The following is a 16,032-nucleotide window of genomic DNA, read 5'->3' on the forward strand; positions in this document are numbered from 1 at the left end:
CAAGAGTCCTCGGTGCCGTACCGCGCGCGGACCCCTACCGTCCCCGGACCCCCACCGGCTTTACTCGCCGCATGAGACACATACGCACCAGGCTGGGCGCGCTCGGCGTCGCCCTGGCAGCCGCCGTCCCCCTGTCGCTGACCGCTCCGGGCGCGGCCACCGCAGCAGCCACCGCGCCCTCCGGCTCCGGGACCGCGGCATCCGTCGAGGAGGGGCGGCTGGCCCAGGACGTCCCCCAGGAGATCCTGCGGCGCAGCGGATTCGACAGGTGGCAGCGGGAGTTCGCGCGCGGCCTGACGCGGCTCGGCAGCTACGGGGAGAGCCGGCGGTATGTGGCGCGCGAGGGGCGGGCGCTGTGGCACCGGGCCGTGCGGCGGGCGCAGGGGCACGGGCCTGCGGGCGGCGGTCTCAGCCGGGACGACGACCGGCCGCTGTACTGGGCGCGGCTGACCATGACGAAGGAAGTGCGGGACTGGCGGCCGGACTTCGGGCTGAGCACGGCGCGGCGGAAGGCGCTCGTCGCGGCGCTGGAACGCGGCTCGCGGGGACAGGACACGATCGGCCTGCCGCCCGGCGGGAAGGTGCTGCGGATCGTGGTGACCGGCTTCGACCCCTTCCAACTGGACGCCGACATACGGCGCAGCAACCCGTCGGGGGCCGCGGCGCTGGCGCTCGACGGGACGACGGTGCGTACCGCGTCGGGGCGCCCGGCGCGCATCGAGGCGGCCGTCTTCCCGGTGCGGTGGGACGACTTCGCGGCGGGCACCGTGGAGCGCACGCTGCTGCCGCACCTGCGCAGGGGGCCGCGGCAGGCCGACCTGTTCACCACGATCAGCCAGGGCAAGCCGGGGCGGTTCGACGTCGAGCGGACCAACGGGGCCTGGCGTGGCGGCTATCCGGACAACGCCCGGGTGTCACGGACCGGGACGGTGCCGGTACCTGCCGGGGTGCCGACCGTGCGACCGCAGCCGCAGTGGACCACCACCGGCCTGCCCTACCGGCGGATCGTCGCGGCCACGACCGGGCCCTATCCGGTCGTCGATCACACCACTGTCACCGAGATCCCGGCGGGCGGCGGGGCGCCCGTCGAGCGGCCGGACGGCCCCACACCCGGCTCGACGGCCCGCGCCGGTGGCGGCGGCGACTACCTGTCCAACGAGATCGGCTACCGGGCGACGCTGCTGCGCGATGCGGTACGGCCGGGCCTGGCGGGCGGCCATCTGCACACGCCGGTGCTGGAGTTCGGGCCCGGGAACACCGATCCGGCGGGCGGCCGGGTCACCGATCCGGTCTTCGTGCACAACCGGGTGGCGATCACCGCGCAGGTGCGGCGGATCGTGACGGTGGCGGCGTCCGCGGTGGCGGACGGCGGGCACAGTGGGCGGGGCGGCCGGGGGTAGCCGTGCGGTCCCGTGAGGCGGGTACGGCGCTCGGCGGACTCCCCGGGCGGCCGGATCCGCTCATCATCGGCTGCCGCCACGGTAGTTATCCACAGGCCCGAGCGGGGCCGCGGCGTGCCGGGCATGATGACTGCATGATCCTTGCCGCAGCACAGTTCATCCCCCGTCCTGGCGACATCGAGGCCAACGCGGCGCGGATGGCCGCGCTCGTCACCGAGGCGGCCGGCCGCGGCGCCGGCCTTGTGGTGTTCGCCGAACTGGCGCTCACCCAGTACGACGTGACGGCGATAGCCGCCGCCCCGGGGCGGATGACCGTCACTCCGGACGACCCCCGGCTCGCACCCGTACGGGACGCCTGCCGGGCGGCCGGTGCCGCGGCGGTCGTGAACGCCGCGGCCCGCGCCGACGGCCCCGCGCAGGCGCCGACGATCGGCTCGTTCGTCTACGGTCCTGACGGCGCGCTGCTCACCCGCTACGACAAGCGGCACCCGACCGACACGGAACGCGAGGTGTTCGCCCCGGGCGGCGCGGACGGGCGCTTCACCCTCGGCGGGATCCGGTTCGCGCTCGCCACCTGCTACGACAGTGCCTTCCCCGAGGTGGCCGCGCGGGCCGCGGCGGACGGCTGCCGGGTGTATCTCGCCAGTGCCTTCCACAGCGATCCGGCGAGCCTGGACAGGTACCCGGCGCTGGCGCGCGAGCACGACCTGCACATCCTGCTCGCGAACGGCGCGGGCACCGGATCCCCCGGCCGCTCCGTGGGGCTGAGCGGCGCCTGGCTGCCGAGCGGCGAGCGGGTGGCGGGCGCGGGTGAAGGGCGGGCCGTCCCCGGTGGCGCGGCGGACGCGGCGGAACTGGTGCTGACCGATGTCCGCGACCGCATCACGCTGATGGCCGACCCGGCCGTGGCCGCCGTCCCCGTCCAGGAGTGCGGCGAGCCGCTGGTGGACCTGCGGGCCGATGCGCCCCAACTGCTGGCGCCCGGCGGCCAGGAGGAGGACGACGGCGCCTGTGCCCACCTGCGGTCCGGGGTGCTGCGACGGCTGCTCGCGGCGCAGGAAGCCCTGCCGGACGGGCTGCGGCTGCGCGTCGTCGAGGGGTACCGCCCGCTGTCGCTCCAGCGGAAGTACTTCGAGCGGTACCGCGAGGGGCTGCGGGCGGCGCGGCCCGACCAGGACGAGGCGTCCCTCCAGGCCGCCGCCAGCCGTTTCGTCTCACCGCCCGAGATCGCGCCGCACAGCGCGGGCGGCGCCGTCGACCTCACCCTGGTGACCGCCGACGGCACCGAACTCGACATGGGCACACCGATCGACGCCTCACCGGAGGAGAGCGCCGGCGCCTGCTACACGGCAGCGCCCGGCCTGTCCCCCACCGCCCGCGCCAACCGCCGGATACTGAGCGCCGCGCTGTCCGCCGCGGGCCTGGTGAACTACCCGACCGAGTGGTGGCACTGGTCCTACGGCGACCGCTATTGGGCACTGACGACGGGCGCGGACCGGGCGGCGTACGGGCCGAAGGAGATGGCACGGTGAGGGCGGCTGCGCTGCCGGGCGACGCGGGCGCGCGGGAGAGACACGCGGCGGCGGGCGTGGCCGGCGCCGCCCGGAGCCGTGACGCTCACTCCCCCGGCAGCTCCTCCAGTTCGGCCAGGGTCGGGTAGGACGGCTGGGCGCCGGGCTTGGTGACGGCCGCGGCGCCGACGCGGACGGCGAAGCGGGCGGCGTCGGGGAGGCTGTCGCCGTGGGCGAGCCGGGTGGCGAGGGCGCCGGTGAAGGCGTCGCCCGCGCCGGTGGTGTCGACGGCGTCGACCTTCACGCCGGGCACCTCGTGCGTCCCCGACGCGTCCAGGACCAGCGCGCCCTCGCCGCCGAGGGTGACCACGACGGAGCGGGCGCCCAGGTCGCGCAGGGCGTGCGCCCAGTCACGGGGCGAGCCGTCGGCGGCCTGGGACAGCAGCCTGGCCTCGTGTTCGTTGACGACCAGCGGGTCGGCGACGGCGAGGAGTTCGGGCGCCAGGCAGGCGGGGGCGGGGGACGGGTTGAGGACGACGCGGGTGCCGGTGTCCTCGGCGGTCGCCGCGGCTGCCCGCACCGTCTCGACGGGGGTCTCCAACTGGAGGGAGAGGACGGCCGAGCCCGCGATGGTCTCCCGCGCCGCCGCCACGTCCTGCGGGGTGAGGGCGGCGTTGGCGCCGGGCGAGACGACGATGCTGTTGTCGCCGTCCGGGCCGACGACGATCATCGCGGTGCCGGTGCGGGCCGCGTCGTCGACGATGACCGGCGTGACGTCCGTGCCGGCCTCCCGTTGCGCGGCGAGCAGCAGCGCGCCGTAGGCGTCGCCGCCGACCCGGGCCAGCAGCGCGACCCGGCTGCCGATCCGGGCCGCAGCCGCCGCCTGGTTGGCGCCCTTCCCGCCCGCCGACTCGACCAGATCGGTGCCGAGCACCGTCTCGCCCGCGCCGGGCCTCCGGTCCACCCGTACCGTCAGATCCGCGTTGGCCGAACCGACCACCAGGACGTCGTACATGCGCCGTTCTCCTCTTGCCTTCGTCTCACGTCGTTGCCGGGGCCGTGCCGGCCGGCCCGAGCCGGGCCGGCCGCCGTCCTCAGCCGTCGAACTTCGCGGCGTTCTCCGCCGTCACCAGCACCACGGGCACCTTGACCGACGCCGGCAGCTTCGCCCCGCGCGACGCCTCGATCGCCCGGTCCACGGCCTTCTTGCCGAGGAGCTTGGGCTGCTGGGCGACGGTGGCGGTCAGCGTGCCGTCGCGGACCGCCGTCACGCCGTCCGGTGTGCCGTCGAACGCGACGACCTTGACGTCCTTGCCGGAGCGCCCGCCCAGCGCCTTGGACGCGCCGAGCGCCATCTCGTCGTTGGCCGCGAACACTCCGCCGATGTCGTGGTGTGCCTGGAGCATATTGGACATCACGTCCATGCCCTTGGTCCGGTCGAAGTCGGCCGGCTGCCGGACGACGACCTGGATGCCGGGGAACTTCTTGATCCCTTCCTCGAACCCCTGGCCGCGTTCGCGGGCGGCCGATGTGCCGGGCTGGCCCTCCAGGAAGGCCACCTTGCCCTTGCCGCCGAGCGACTGTGCGAGCGTCTTCGCCGCCAGCCGGCCGCCCGCGACGTTGTCGGACGCGATGGTCGAGCCGACGTCGCCGCCGTTGACGCCGCGGTCGATGGAAATGACCGGCACCTTCGCCCGGTTGGCGACACCGACGGCCGGCACCGCGGCGTCCGAGTCGACCGGGTTGATGATGGCGGCCTTGACGTTCTGGCTGGTGAACGTCTCCATCTGGTTGATCTGCTGGGTGGGGTCGTTCTGGGCGTCGGTGATGTTGATGTGCAGGCCACGCGCGTCCGCCTCGGCCTGTGCGCCTTCCTTGATGCCGACGAAGAACGGGTTGTTCATCGTGGACAGCGCCAGGCCCAGGTCGGTGTGGCCGCCGCGGTCGCAGCCGGCCAGGCCCAGGGTGAGGGCGACGGCCAGTCCTGCCGCGGCGGTCCGTGCCGTCCGGGCCCTCATCGGGCGCTCCGGCGCCGCAGGGTGTCGAGGAGCACCGCGAGCGCGATGACGAGGCCGGTGGCGACCTGCTGCCAGAACGCCGAGACGCTCAGCAGGTTGAGGCCGTTGCGCAGCACGGCGAGGATCAGCGCGCCGATGAGGGTGCCGGACGCCTTGCCTGAGCCGCCGGAGAGGCTGGCGCCGCCGATGACGACGGCGGCGATGGCGTCGAGTTCGTAGCCGGAAGCGGCCTGCGGCTGGGCCGAGGTGAGCCGGGCGGCGAGCACGATGCCGGCCACCGCGGCGAACAGGCCGGACAGCGCGTAGATGACGAGCTTGCGGCGCTTGACGTGGATGCCGGAGAGCCGGGCGGCTTCCTCGTTGCCGCCGATCGCGAACATCGCGCGCCCTGAGTACGTACGGGCCAGGATCAGCGCGGCGATCAGCCCCATGGTGATCATGACCAGGACGGGCACCGGCAGCCAGCCGCCGAGGGTGTCGCCGAGCGAGCTGACCGAGGCGGGGAAGGGGATCGGCGAGCCGCCGGAGATCACCAGGGCCAGGCCGCGGCCGATCGAGAGCATCGCCAACGTGGCGATGAAGGCGGGCAGTTTGCCGTACGCGACGAGGGCGCCGGAGACCAGTCCGGCGACCGCGCCGACCGCGAGGCCGAGCAGCACCGCGATCCAGACCGGAAGTCCCTCGCCGGTGGCCGCCCAGGCGACGACGGTGGCGGAGAGCGCGGCGACCGAGCCGACGGACAGGTCGATGCCGGCCGAAACGATCACGAAGGTGACGCCGAACGCCAGGATCGCGGTGACGGACGCCTGGACGCCGACGTTGAGGAGGTTCTGTCCGTTGAGGAAGTCCTGGGACAGCACCGCCATCACCACGACCAGGGCGATCAGGCCGCCCAGCGGGCCGTTCTTGAGGACCGCCCTGGTGAACCACGGTCCGAACGCGGGGCCGGGGGCCGTGGTCGGGGGCGTCTCCCCCGGGGTCTTCAGGAGATCAGTCATCGGAGCCCTCCATCGCGCTCTGACCAGGTGTTTCGTGTGTCGGGTGCGGAGTGTGCCCGGCCTGGGGCTGCGCGGCGCCGTTCGGGGACCGGACGGCAAGCTCCATCACCGCGTCCTGGGTGGCGTCGGCGGCGGCGAGTTCACCGGCCAGCCGGCCCTGCGCCATCACCAGCACCCGGTCGCTCATGCCGAGGACCTCGGGCAGGTCGCTGGAGATCATCAGCACCGCGCAGCCGGCCGCCGTCAGCTCGTTGATCAGCTGGTAGATCTCGACCTTGGCGCCGACGTCGATGCCGCGGGTCGGCTCGTCGAGGATCAGCAGCCGGGTCTCGGCCAGCAGCCACTTGCCGATGACGATCTTCTGCTGGTTGCCGCCCGAGAGGGTGCGGGCGCTCTGCCCGAGGCCGCTCATCCGGACCTTCAACTGCCCGGCGACGGCCGCCGCTTCACGCCGCTGGCCGCCCCGGTCGACCAGGCCGCGCCGGGTGTCGCGGTCCAGTCTGGCCAGCGTCAGGTTGTCCTGGAGCGAGGCGTCCAGGACCAGGCCCTGGCCCTTGCGGTCCTCCGGTACGAGGCCGAGCCCGGCCCGCATCGCCGCCCGCACATCGCCGCGCGCCAGTTCCTTGCCGTCGACCTCGACGGTCCCGGCGTCGTAGCGGTCCACCCCGAACACCGCGCGTGCGACCTCGGTGCGGCCCGCGCCGACCAGTCCCGCGAGGCCGACGACCTCGCCCGCCCGCACCTCGAAGTCGATGTCATCGAAGGCCGGGCGGGCCGGTGAGCCCTTGCTGCTGCGGACGCCGTGCCGGGTCAGGCCGCGGACCCGCAGCAGCGGCGCGCCCGGCGCATCGGGGCGCTTGCGCGGGTACTGCTCGGAGATGTCCCGCCCGACCATCAGCCGGATCAGTTCCTCCTCGTCGGTGGAGGCGGGCACCTCGTCGACGGAACGGCCGTCGCGCAGCACGGTGACCCGGTCGCCGAGCGCGCCGATCTCGTCGAGGTGGTGGGTGATGAAGATGATGCCGACGCCGTCCGCGCGCAGTTCACGGACGATGCCGAAGAGGGTCTCGACCTCGTCGGCTGTGAGCACCGCGGTCGGCTCGTCCATGATCAGGACGCGGGCTTCGAGACTGAGGGCCTTGGCGATCTCCACCATCTGGAGCCGGGCGATGCCCAGTTCGGAGACCGGGGTGTTCGGGGGGACGTCCAGGCGCACCCGGCGCAGCAGTTCGGCGGCGCGGGCCCGCATCGTCTTCCGGTCGACGAGGCCGAGCGCGGTGCGCGGCTGACGGCCGAGGAAGATGTTCTCGGCGACGGTCAGGCCGGGGACGAGGTTGAACTCCTGGTAGATGGTGGCGATACCGAGCCGTTCCGCGTCCTGCGCGGAGCGGATGTGCACCTCACGGAGCCCCTGGGCCCCATCCGTCGCACCGTCCCGTCCGCCGTGCGCTCCGCAATCGGCGAGGATGCGTCCCTCGTCGGGGCGGTGGGCGCCGGACAGCATCTTGATGAGCGTGCTCTTGCCCGCGCCGTTCTCTCCGAGCAGGACGTGCACCTCGCCGGTGCGCAGGCTCAGGTCCACGCCGTCCAGCGCGCGCACGCCGGGGAACGACTTCGTCACCCCCTCCACGCGCAGCAGTTCGCGGCCGGCCGGTACGTCGTCGTTGACGCCGGTCATGCGCTGCCCCTCTCTCCTTCGGATGTGGTGCTCGGGTGTGGTGCTCGGTGGTGGTGCTCGGGTGTGGCGCCGGTGCGTGGCGCGTCAGCCGGCCGGCGGCTCGCCGCAGGAGCGGCGGGGCACCAGCCGGGCCGGCAGCAGCACCGGGCCGGTGGCCCGGCCCTCGATGCGCGCCAGCAGGGTGTGCACGGCGGCCCTGCCCAGTTCGCGGGTGGGCTGGGCGATGACCGTCAACGGCGGGTCGGTGTGGGCGAACCACGGCACGTCGTCGTAGACCACCAGGGCCATGTCGTCGGGGATCCGCAGCCCGCGGGCCCGCAGTTCGTCCAGCGCGCCGAGTGCCATCAGGTTGTCGGTCGCCAGCACCGCGTCGGGCGGCTGGGGCAGGTCGAGGAAGGTACGCATCACGCTGCGGCCACCGGTGTGCTGGAGGTCGGGGGTGGCGCCGACGCGGGTGTCGGGCAGGTCGATGCCGTGCGCGGCGAGCGCCGTGCGGAACAGGTGCAGGCGTTCGTCGCCGGTGGGGGTACCGGCCGGCGCGACGATGATCGCGGGGCGGCGGCGGCCGAGTGCGGCGAGGTGGGCGGCCAGCTCGGTGAGCGCGGCGCGGCCGTCGGCGCGTACACACGGGGCGTCGACGCCGGGTACGGCACGGTCCAGCAGGACCAGCGGGGTACCGGATTCGACGACCTCGCCGAGCATCGCGGAACCGGTGCCGGCCGAGCTGACCAGCAGGCCGTCGATCCGCCGGTCGAGCAGTGTGCGGATGTAGTCGTCCTGCTGCTCGGGGCGTTCGCCCGCGTTGCCGATGATCAGGCTGTAACCGAGGCTGCGGGCCTCGTCCTCGACGGCGTCGGCCAGCTCGGTGAAGAACGGGTTGGTGAGGTCGCTGATGATCAGTCCGAGCGTGCCGGTGCGGGCGGTGCGCAGCGCGCGGGCGACGTTGTTGGGGCGGTAGCCCAGCTCCCGTACGGCGGCGAGCACCCGGTCCCGGGTCTCGGCGACCGGACTGTGCCCGTTGAGGACCCGCGAAACCGTGGCGACCGAGACTCCCGCCCGCTCTGCCACGTCCTTGATGTTCGCCATGGCGCCGTTGCCATCCTCTGCGTGTGATCGAGGCCGGTGCCCGATCCAGGCCGATGCCTGATCCAGGCCGATGCCCGATCCAAGCTGATGCCTGATCCGGGTGATCGATGTGTAATCGATTTCGTGGGGCCTACGTAATCGATTACACGAGGTGCCCGTCAAGACGTGCAGTTTGTGGCCTGCGTCACGCCGACCGAACGGGGAAGGGCGCGGCGCGGCTGCCGGGCGGGCCCTTCGCGGGCCCCGGAGAGGCCGCCGCGCGCAACGGCCGAGGGCCGCACCCCTGGCAGGGATGCGGCCCTCGGCGTACTGCTCTGCCGTGGTCGCGGGTCAGGCGACGGTCAGCGTGACCTCGATGTTGCCGCGGGTGGCCTGGGAGTACGGGCACACCTGGTGCGCCTTCTCCACGAGGTCCTTGGCGGTGGCCGCGTCGACGTTCGGGATCGAGGCGGAGATCTCGACCGTGAGGCCGAAGCCGCCGGCCGGGGTCTTGCCGATGCCGACGTGCGCGGTCACCCGGGAACCCGAGACGTCCGCCTTCTCCTGGCGGGCGACGACACCGAGCGCGCCCTGGAAGCAGGCGCTGTACCCCGCGGCGAAGAGCTGCTCGGGGTTGGTGCCCGCACCGCTACCACCCTGCTCCTTGGGCGGGTTGACGACGACGTCGAGCTTGCCGTCATCGGTGGCGACGCGGCCGTCACGGCCGTTCTCGGCGGTGGCCACGGCGGTGTAGACGACATCAACCTGTTGGATGGACATGAATCCTCCTGTGGTTCGCCGCGACTCGCGCCCACGATCGCGACGGCTTGCCGCCGAGCCTAACTGCCCGCACCGCCAGGTCAGTCGGCGAGGCTCACGATCATCTTGCCGGTGTTCTCGCCGCGGAGCAGACCGAGGAACGCCTCGACGCCGTTCTCGATGCCGGCGACCTTGGTCTCGCCGTACTTCAGCTCGCCGGAACGGATCCAGCCGGAGACCTCCTGGACGAACTGCTGCTGCAGCGCGCGGTGGTCGGCGACCAGCAGGCCCTGGAGGCGCAGCCGCTTGCCGATCACCAGCGCGAGGTTGCGCGGCGCCGGGGTCGGCTCGGTGGCGTTGTACATCGAGATCATGCCGCAGATGGCGGCGCGGCCGTGGACGTTGAACGCGCTGATGGCCGCTTCGAGATGGTCGCCGCCGACGTTGTCGAAGTAGACGTCGATGCCGTCGCGTGCGGCTGCCTTGAGCTGCTTGGTGACGTCGCCGTTCTTGTAGTTGAACGCGGCGTCGAAGCCGTACTCCTCGACGAGGAGCTTGACCTTCTCGTCCGAGCCGGCCGAGCCGATGACCCGGGACGCGCCCTTGAGCTTGGCGATCTGGCCGACCTCACTGCCCACCGCGCCGGCCGCACCGGACACGAAGACGGCGTCGCCCTCCTTGAAGGACGCCACCTCCAGAAGGCCCGCGTAGGCGGTCAGGCCCGGCATGCCCAGGACGCCGAGGTAGGCGGTCAGCGGGGCGAGCGAGGCGTCGATCTTGGCGGCGCTGCCCGCGTCGAGCACGGCGTACTCGCGCCAGCCGAGGCCGTGCAGGACGTGGTCGCCGACGGCGACGGATTCCGCGCGCGAGGCGATGACCTCGCCGACCGCGCCGCCGTCCATGGGCTGGTCCAGCTGGAACGGCGGGACGTAGGACTTCACGTCGTTCATCCGGCCGCGCATGTACGGGTCGACGGAGAAGTGCAGGTTGCGGACGAGGATCTGGCCCTCACCGACCTCGGGCACCGGGACCTCGCGCAGCGCGAAGTCGTCCGGGGTGGGCCAGCCGTGCGGGCGGGCGACGAGGTGCCATTCACGGCCGGTCGCGGGCAGTGCGGACATGGGTCGATCCTCCTAATGTTTCAGGTACTGAAACAACCATGCGCTCGATATTTCATGATGTCAAGCAAACGGTTATCCTGTTTCCATGACTCCGCGCGCAGACCCTCTGACCGTCGAGGTCGTCGACCTCATCGGCACCATCGTCGCCCGCTACCACGAGGAGTACGAGCACGCGGCATCCCAGCACTCCCTGACCGGCGCCCAGGCCAGGGTGCTCGGCCTGCTGGCCGTCGAGCCGCTGCCCATGCGCCGCATCGCCCAGCGCCTCAAGTGCGAGCCGTCGAACATCACCGGCATAGTCGACCGGCTGGAGTCACGCGGCCTGGTGGAGCGCCGGCCCGACCCCGCCGACCGCCGCGTGAAGCTGGCCGCCCCGACCGCCGATGGCAGGCGTACGGCCGAGCGGCTGCGCGGCTCGCTCCACTTCGCCCGCGAGCCGCTGAGCCAGCTCACCGTCACGGAACGCACGCTGCTCAAGGAACTGCTCCAGCGGATGCTGGGCACCGCACCGGAATGAGCGGGGCGGAGGACGGGGAGCCGCGCCGCCACCTGCGGCCGTCCGACGGAGTGGCCGGCCGCGCGGGGCGGCGGGTGGCCCGCGCGTGCGTCCGTGTGCCGCTCTAGCCTGACCCCATGACCTCCCAGAACTCCCCGAGCGGCCAGGACACCCAGGACCCCGGCCGCACCCGGCACACCGTCGACTTCTACTTCGACCCCATCTGCCCGTTCGCCTGGGTCTCCTCCCGCTGGATCCTGGAGGTCGAGCGGCACCGCGACCTCGATCTGCGGTTCCGGGTGATGAGCCTGTCCGTGCTCAACGAAGGCCGCGACGACCTGCCGGAGAAGTACCGCGAGCTGCTCGACGAGGGCTGGGGCCCGGTGCGGGTGTGCATCGCCGCAGCCGCGGGACACGGCGACGAGGTGCTCCGCGACCTCTACACGGCGCTCGGCACCCGCCTGCACAACGACCGCCGCGAGGACCTCACCGCCGTGATCCAGGAGTCGCTCGCCGAGGCCGGGCTGCCGGCCGCGCTGGCCGGGGCGGCCGAGACCGACCGTTACGACGAGCTGCTGCGCGCCAGCCACCACGAAGGCATGGATCCGGTCGGCGAGGACGTCGGCACCCCGACGATCCACATCGACGGGGTGGCCTTCTTCGGCCCGGTCCTGATGTCGATCCCGCGCGGCGATGACGCGGTACGGGTCTTCGACGGCGCCCGGCTGCTGGCCGGATACGACCGGTTCTTCGAACTGAAGCGGACCCGCACCGGCGAGTTCGACTTCAGCTGACCCCCGCACTCCCGGCCGCCGCTCAGCCCTGCCCCCCGCGCAGCCGCCGGGCCCGCAGCACCAGCTCCAGTTCGAAGCGGCGGTCGGGGTCGTCCACCTCGCTCCCCCACAACTCCCGTATCTGGCGCAGCCGGTAGCGCACGGTCTGCGGGTGCACGCCGAGTCTGGCGGCCACTTCGGGGGCGCCGCCGCGGGTCTCCAGCCAGGCAAGCAGCGTCTCGGCGAGCCGCAGTCCGTGCGCAGGGCCGCAGCCGGCCAGGGGGGCGAGGCGGCGGCGGCCGAGGTCCTCGATCAGTTCCTCGGGCGGCAGCAGGACCAGCGCCTCGGTGTGCTCGGTGCACTGGAGCAGATCACCCACGGGCAGCAGGCCGCGCTCCATCAGGTCGGCCGCCGCCCCGGCCCAGCGCAGCGACTTCGCCGCGTCCGCCAGGGGCACGGCGGGCCCGATCGCCCCCGACCAGCCGGCCGCGGCCCGCCGCAGCAGTTCGCCCCGCCCGGGGGTGTCGGGTTCGGGCACCACCATCCGGGGCCGTTCGCACTCCATGTCCAGCAGGATGTCGGGGGCGACGGCGGGCGCCACCGCCGCGCGGTCCGGCCGTAACAGCACGGCAACGGCGACGCGTTCGGGCAGCGGCCAGCCCAGCAGGGCCGCCTGTTCGGCGACCACCGGATCGGGTTCGTGGCCGCCCGCTCCCGCGCCCGGGGCGGCGCCCGCCCGTGCCGCCGCAGGCGCGAACAGCCGCTCCATCAGGCGCCGTTGCAGCCGTAGCCGCTCGCCCGCCTGGCGGGCCGCGGCCTCGGCGTAGCCGCGTACGGAGGCGGCGACCAGGCCGTCCAGGTACTCGAAGCCGGACTCGGCCAGCTCGTACATGGCGGGGGCCGGGATGGCGACCTGCTGCCCGATCTCGGCCAGCCGCCGCCAGGCGAGCCGGACGCCCAGCCGGTAGATCGCCTGGAGGGCGTCCAGGCTGCGGCCCTGCATGCCCTCGCCGCGGCCGAACTCCTGGAAGACGCGCGGGTGGATGTGCGGCCGGTCCAGGCCGACCGTCATGTGCGCGACGAAGTGCTCAAGGGACTGGCGGATGCCGACCAGCGCGGTCGGTTCGCCGAATTCGTCCAGCACCACCGGCAGTTGGGGGAACTCCCGGCGGATCTCGGCCAGGATGTCCTGGGCGAGCAGCGGCACTTCCGCCAGCGCCAGCGCGGCGAACCGCCGTATCTGGACGGATGGCACCTCACGCCACGCCGAACGGACGGCACTCACCACGCGTGCCCTCCTATCCACCGGTCCGGTCGAAGGTGACCAGCGGGACGTTCGGCTGCGCGGGTGCGGTGTCCAGGGCCGCGACGACACCGAGTGCGGCGCCGACGGCCAGCGCGGCGCCCGCCAGGGCGGACAGTGCGGCGGCAAGCATTCTGTGCATGGCGCGTGAGCCCCTTCGTCGATGCCGGATCCGTCGGCGGCCGGGGCTGCCAGGAGACGCCCGGAGGGCCGCAACGACACCGCGTTCCCACAGCGCGGCACCACGGGTGGCCGCGGTGCCTGCCGAGTGTGGAAGGGCATTGACTGCCTGTCAAGAGTTGGCCTACGTTCCCGGCCCATGGCGCATCGCGCCGCCGCACGTGCACCAGAGCGTGATCCACCCCCACCGCTTCCAGGAGTGCTCGTATGCGTGATTCCGGTAAACCTGCCGCGCCGCGTTCGCTCGTGCTGATCGGCATCGGCGTCTTCCTTCTCGTCCTCGCACCCCTGCTGACCTGGTACGTCACCCCACGGGCCAAGGTCGCGCCGGTCGATGTCGACGAGACGAGCGTGTTCACCGGGACCGGCAGCTACTTCGACGTCGGGCGGCTGGCGACCCGAGAACGGCAGAAAATCACCCTCACGCAGCATGTGCTGGGCAACGTCGCGGCGAGCGGGCGGAGCGGGCACGCGGTGTGGGACGTCTCGACGGCCGTCGACACCCCGGGGACGCTGGGCAAGGACGTGCGCAAGGCGTTCCAGTGGACGACCGGGCGCTGGGTCGTCGACCGGCGCACCAACGACCCGGTGCACTGCTGCGACGAGGCGCCCACCGGGCACGACGGCGACGCCTACCTCAAGTTCCCCTTCGACCTCCAGCGCAGGACCTACCGCTGGTGGGACGACACCCTGGGAGCCGCCGTCCCGCTCCGCTTCGCCGGTACCCGGCAGGTCGGCGACCACCAGGGCTACCGCTTCACCGGGAGCGTGCCGCCCACCAGGACCGGCAGCCGCCAGGTCCCTGGGAGGCTGGTGGGCCTGCCGGGGCAGGGCCAGGTCCAGGCCGAGGAGTGGTACGCCGACGCGCGGATGTCGGTGGTCGCCGACCGGCGCACCGGCCGGATCCTCGATGTGTCCCTGTCACCCCACAAGACGCTGCGCGCCCCCGGTTCCCCGCACACCGCCGTCACCCTGCTGCACGTCGACGGCCTGCGGTTCACCCCGGCGACCCGGCGGGCAGCCGAGCGGCTCGCCGCCGCTGACAACCGCAAACTGGCCCTGGTCGGCGAGGTGTTGCCGCTGAGCGCCGGGGCGGCCGGCGGGCTGCTCACGCTGTCAGGACTGGTGCCGCTGGTCCGCGCCGGACGTCCGGGCCGCGGGGTCTGAGCGCGCCGCGCGGGCCGCGGCATGAGCGAAGGTGATGAAGCGGCCCCACCGGGAGCAGCGGATTTTGTCACTCCGGTGAGTAGCCGCATCGAACACGGCGGCGAAAACTATCCACCCCACCCGCGACGACCGACGTCACCGTCCGGCCGCCGCCCCGCCCGCCGGCCCCCCACGACCGGCCCGACCCGCGCGCACGACGGGCCCGTACAGCCGTCCCGCAGACCGTCCGGCACGGCCCGGCCCGGCACGCCCCGCCCCCACGGAGCGCGCCGGACACCCCGCACCACTCCGCACCACCGGCACCACTCAGCACGACTCAGCACGCAGTACGTCCCCCACCGCTGGTACCGCACCCTGAGACGAGTTGGATCGCAGATGCCCCAGCACGTGCAACCGTCCCTGCCCGTCGCGCCCTTCGCACCCCCCACACGGGCCGCCGGCTTACCCGCACCCCCCTCCCCTCCCACACGCACCACCCCGCCGCCGCCCGCCGCGGCGTCCCCCCGCAGGATCGTCTTCCTGGCCCGCCGTGACCTGGGCAATCCCGCGGCCGGCGGCTCCGAACTCCTCGTGGACCGGATCGCCGAAGGGCTGACCGCCCACGGCCACGACGTCACCCTGCTGTGCGGCGGACCCGCCGCCGACCGCGCCTACCGCGTGATCTCGGCGGGCGGCGACGCGGGGCACTTCCTGCGCGCCCCGCGCCGGGTGGGCCCCTGCGACCTGCTCGTCGAGGTCTGCAACGGCATGCCGTACCTCGCACCCCTCTGGCACAGCGGACCGACGTTGTGCCTGGTCAACCACGTCCACACGGACCTGTGGGGGATGCGCTACCCGGCCCCGGCGGCCCGGCTCGGCCGCCGCCTCGAACACTGGGCGCTGGCCGGCACCCACCGGCGGAACCTGATGGTCGCGGTCTCCGGCTCGACCGCCGACGCGCTGCGCGGTCTCGGCGTCCCCGGCGACCGCATCCGCCTGGTGCACAACGGCGTCGAGGAACCAGGACCGCTGCTCCCCAAGGCGCCCGAACCGCTCTTCCTCGCCATGGGCCGCCTCGTCGAGTACAAGCGCATCGATCTGCTGCTGCGCCTGTGGGAGCGGGTACGGCCGGTGACCGGCGGCCGTCTCGTCATCGTCGGCGACGGTCCCGAACGCGAGCGGCTGGAAGCGCTGGCCGGCCCCGGAGTCACCTTCACCGGCCGCATCTCCGAACAGCGCAAACACGAACTGCTCTGCTCCGCCTGGCTGTTGCTGCACCCCTCGCTCGTCGAGGGCTGGGGCCTGGTCGTGATGGAAGCCGCCGCCCGCGGGACACCCGCGGTCGGGTTCGACATCCCGGGCCTGCGCGACTCCGTCGACGACGGCGTCACCGGCCTGCTGGCCCGCGGCGAGAGCGCGTTCGCCGCCCACTGGTGCACCCTCGCGCTCAGCGCCCGCCGCCGCGAGGCCCTGGGCGCCGCCGCCGGGCAGCGCGCCGCCCGCTTCAGATGGAGTCACACGGTCGGCAGTTTCCGGGCGGTCGCCACGGAAGCGTTCGCCGCCGCCTCACCCGGGCGGTGATGC

General features: G+C 73.4%; 13 protein-coding genes and 1 pseudogene. 6 read left to right on the forward strand and 8 right to left on the reverse strand.

Annotation, left to right across the window (positions count from 1 at the left end; translation table 11 throughout):
* Positions 1–71 precede the first annotated feature (71 nt).
* On the forward strand, positions 72–1,400 hold the full coding sequence (locus ACGFNI_RS03045) for a pyroglutamyl peptidase (RefSeq protein ID WP_393680012.1): 1,329 nt from the start codon (positions 72–74) through the stop codon (positions 1,398–1,400).
* A 134-nt stretch (positions 1,401–1,534) separates the two neighbouring features.
* The gene (locus ACGFNI_RS03050; RefSeq protein ID WP_393680013.1) at positions 1,535–2,932 is read left to right on the forward strand and encodes a nitrilase-related carbon-nitrogen hydrolase; all 1,398 of its coding nucleotides are present in this window, start codon (positions 1,535–1,537) and stop codon (positions 2,930–2,932) included.
* 85 nt (positions 2,933–3,017) lie between these two features.
* Here the strand turns inward: ACGFNI_RS03050 and rbsK are convergent, their stop codons facing one another.
* The 6 genes and pseudogenes from rbsK to ACGFNI_RS03080 form a co-directional block, all read right to left on the reverse strand.
* Positions 3,018–3,926, reverse strand: coding sequence for a ribokinase (gene rbsK, locus ACGFNI_RS03055; protein ID WP_393680015.1), 909 nt, complete (start codon positions 3,924–3,926; stop codon positions 3,018–3,020).
* A 79-nt stretch (positions 3,927–4,005) separates the two neighbouring features.
* A pseudogene (locus tag ACGFNI_RS03060) lies at positions 4,006–5,927 on the reverse strand (substrate-binding domain-containing protein).
* On the reverse strand, positions 5,920–7,605 hold the full coding sequence (locus ACGFNI_RS03065) for a sugar ABC transporter ATP-binding protein (RefSeq protein WP_393680017.1): 1,686 nt from the start codon (positions 7,603–7,605) through the stop codon (positions 5,920–5,922). Before ACGFNI_RS03065 ends, ACGFNI_RS03060 begins: the two are co-directional and overlap by 8 nt.
* 84 nt (positions 7,606–7,689) lie before the next feature.
* Entirely contained in the window at positions 7,690–8,691 is a 1,002-nt protein-coding gene (locus ACGFNI_RS03070; RefSeq protein ID WP_393680019.1) for a LacI family DNA-binding transcriptional regulator, read from the reverse strand.
* Positions 8,692–9,021: 330 nt separating this feature from the next.
* A complete protein-coding gene (locus ACGFNI_RS03075) occupies positions 9,022–9,450 on the reverse strand; it encodes an organic hydroperoxide resistance protein (protein WP_393680020.1) in 429 nt (142 codons plus the stop codon).
* An 80-nt stretch (positions 9,451–9,530) separates the two neighbouring features.
* Complete coding sequence (locus ACGFNI_RS03080; RefSeq protein ID WP_393680022.1) at positions 9,531–10,550, reverse strand: NADP-dependent oxidoreductase; 1,020 nt, start codon at positions 10,548–10,550, stop codon at positions 9,531–9,533.
* A gap of 85 nt (positions 10,551–10,635) precedes the next feature.
* On the opposite strand from ACGFNI_RS03080, the gene ACGFNI_RS03085 reads away from it, so the two are divergent.
* The gene (locus ACGFNI_RS03085; RefSeq protein ID WP_393680023.1) at positions 10,636–11,067 is read left to right on the forward strand and encodes a MarR family winged helix-turn-helix transcriptional regulator; all 432 of its coding nucleotides are present in this window, start codon (positions 10,636–10,638) and stop codon (positions 11,065–11,067) included.
* A 116-nt stretch (positions 11,068–11,183) separates the two neighbouring features.
* Entirely contained in the window at positions 11,184–11,840 is a 657-nt protein-coding gene (locus ACGFNI_RS03090; RefSeq protein WP_393680025.1) for a disulfide bond formation protein DsbA, read from the forward strand.
* Between the two features lie 22 nt (positions 11,841–11,862).
* On the opposite strand, the gene ACGFNI_RS03095 is transcribed toward ACGFNI_RS03090, so the two are convergent.
* Positions 11,863–13,107: a helix-turn-helix domain-containing protein gene (locus ACGFNI_RS03095; protein WP_393680027.1), complete on the reverse strand. Its 1,245-nt coding sequence runs from the start codon at positions 13,105–13,107 to the stop codon at positions 11,863–11,865.
* Positions 13,108–13,117: 10 nt separating this feature from the next.
* Positions 13,118–13,264: a hypothetical protein gene (locus ACGFNI_RS03100; protein ID WP_393680028.1), complete on the reverse strand. Its 147-nt coding sequence runs from the start codon at positions 13,262–13,264 to the stop codon at positions 13,118–13,120.
* 245 nt (positions 13,265–13,509) lie between these two features.
* Between ACGFNI_RS03100 and ACGFNI_RS03105 the strand changes: the two genes are divergently transcribed.
* Entirely contained in the window at positions 13,510–14,469 is a 960-nt protein-coding gene (locus tag ACGFNI_RS03105; protein WP_393680030.1) for a DUF3068 domain-containing protein, read from the forward strand.
* A 375-nt stretch (positions 14,470–14,844) separates the two neighbouring features.
* Positions 14,845–16,029, forward strand: coding sequence for a glycosyltransferase family 4 protein (locus tag ACGFNI_RS03110; RefSeq protein ID WP_393680031.1), 1,185 nt, complete (start codon positions 14,845–14,847; stop codon positions 16,027–16,029).
* Positions 16,030–16,032: the final 3 nt, after the last annotated feature.

It is taken from the genome of Streptomyces sp. NPDC048644, from assembly GCF_043199105.1.
In the GTDB taxonomy this organism is placed as follows: Bacteria; Actinomycetota; Actinomycetes; order Streptomycetales; family Streptomycetaceae; genus Streptomyces.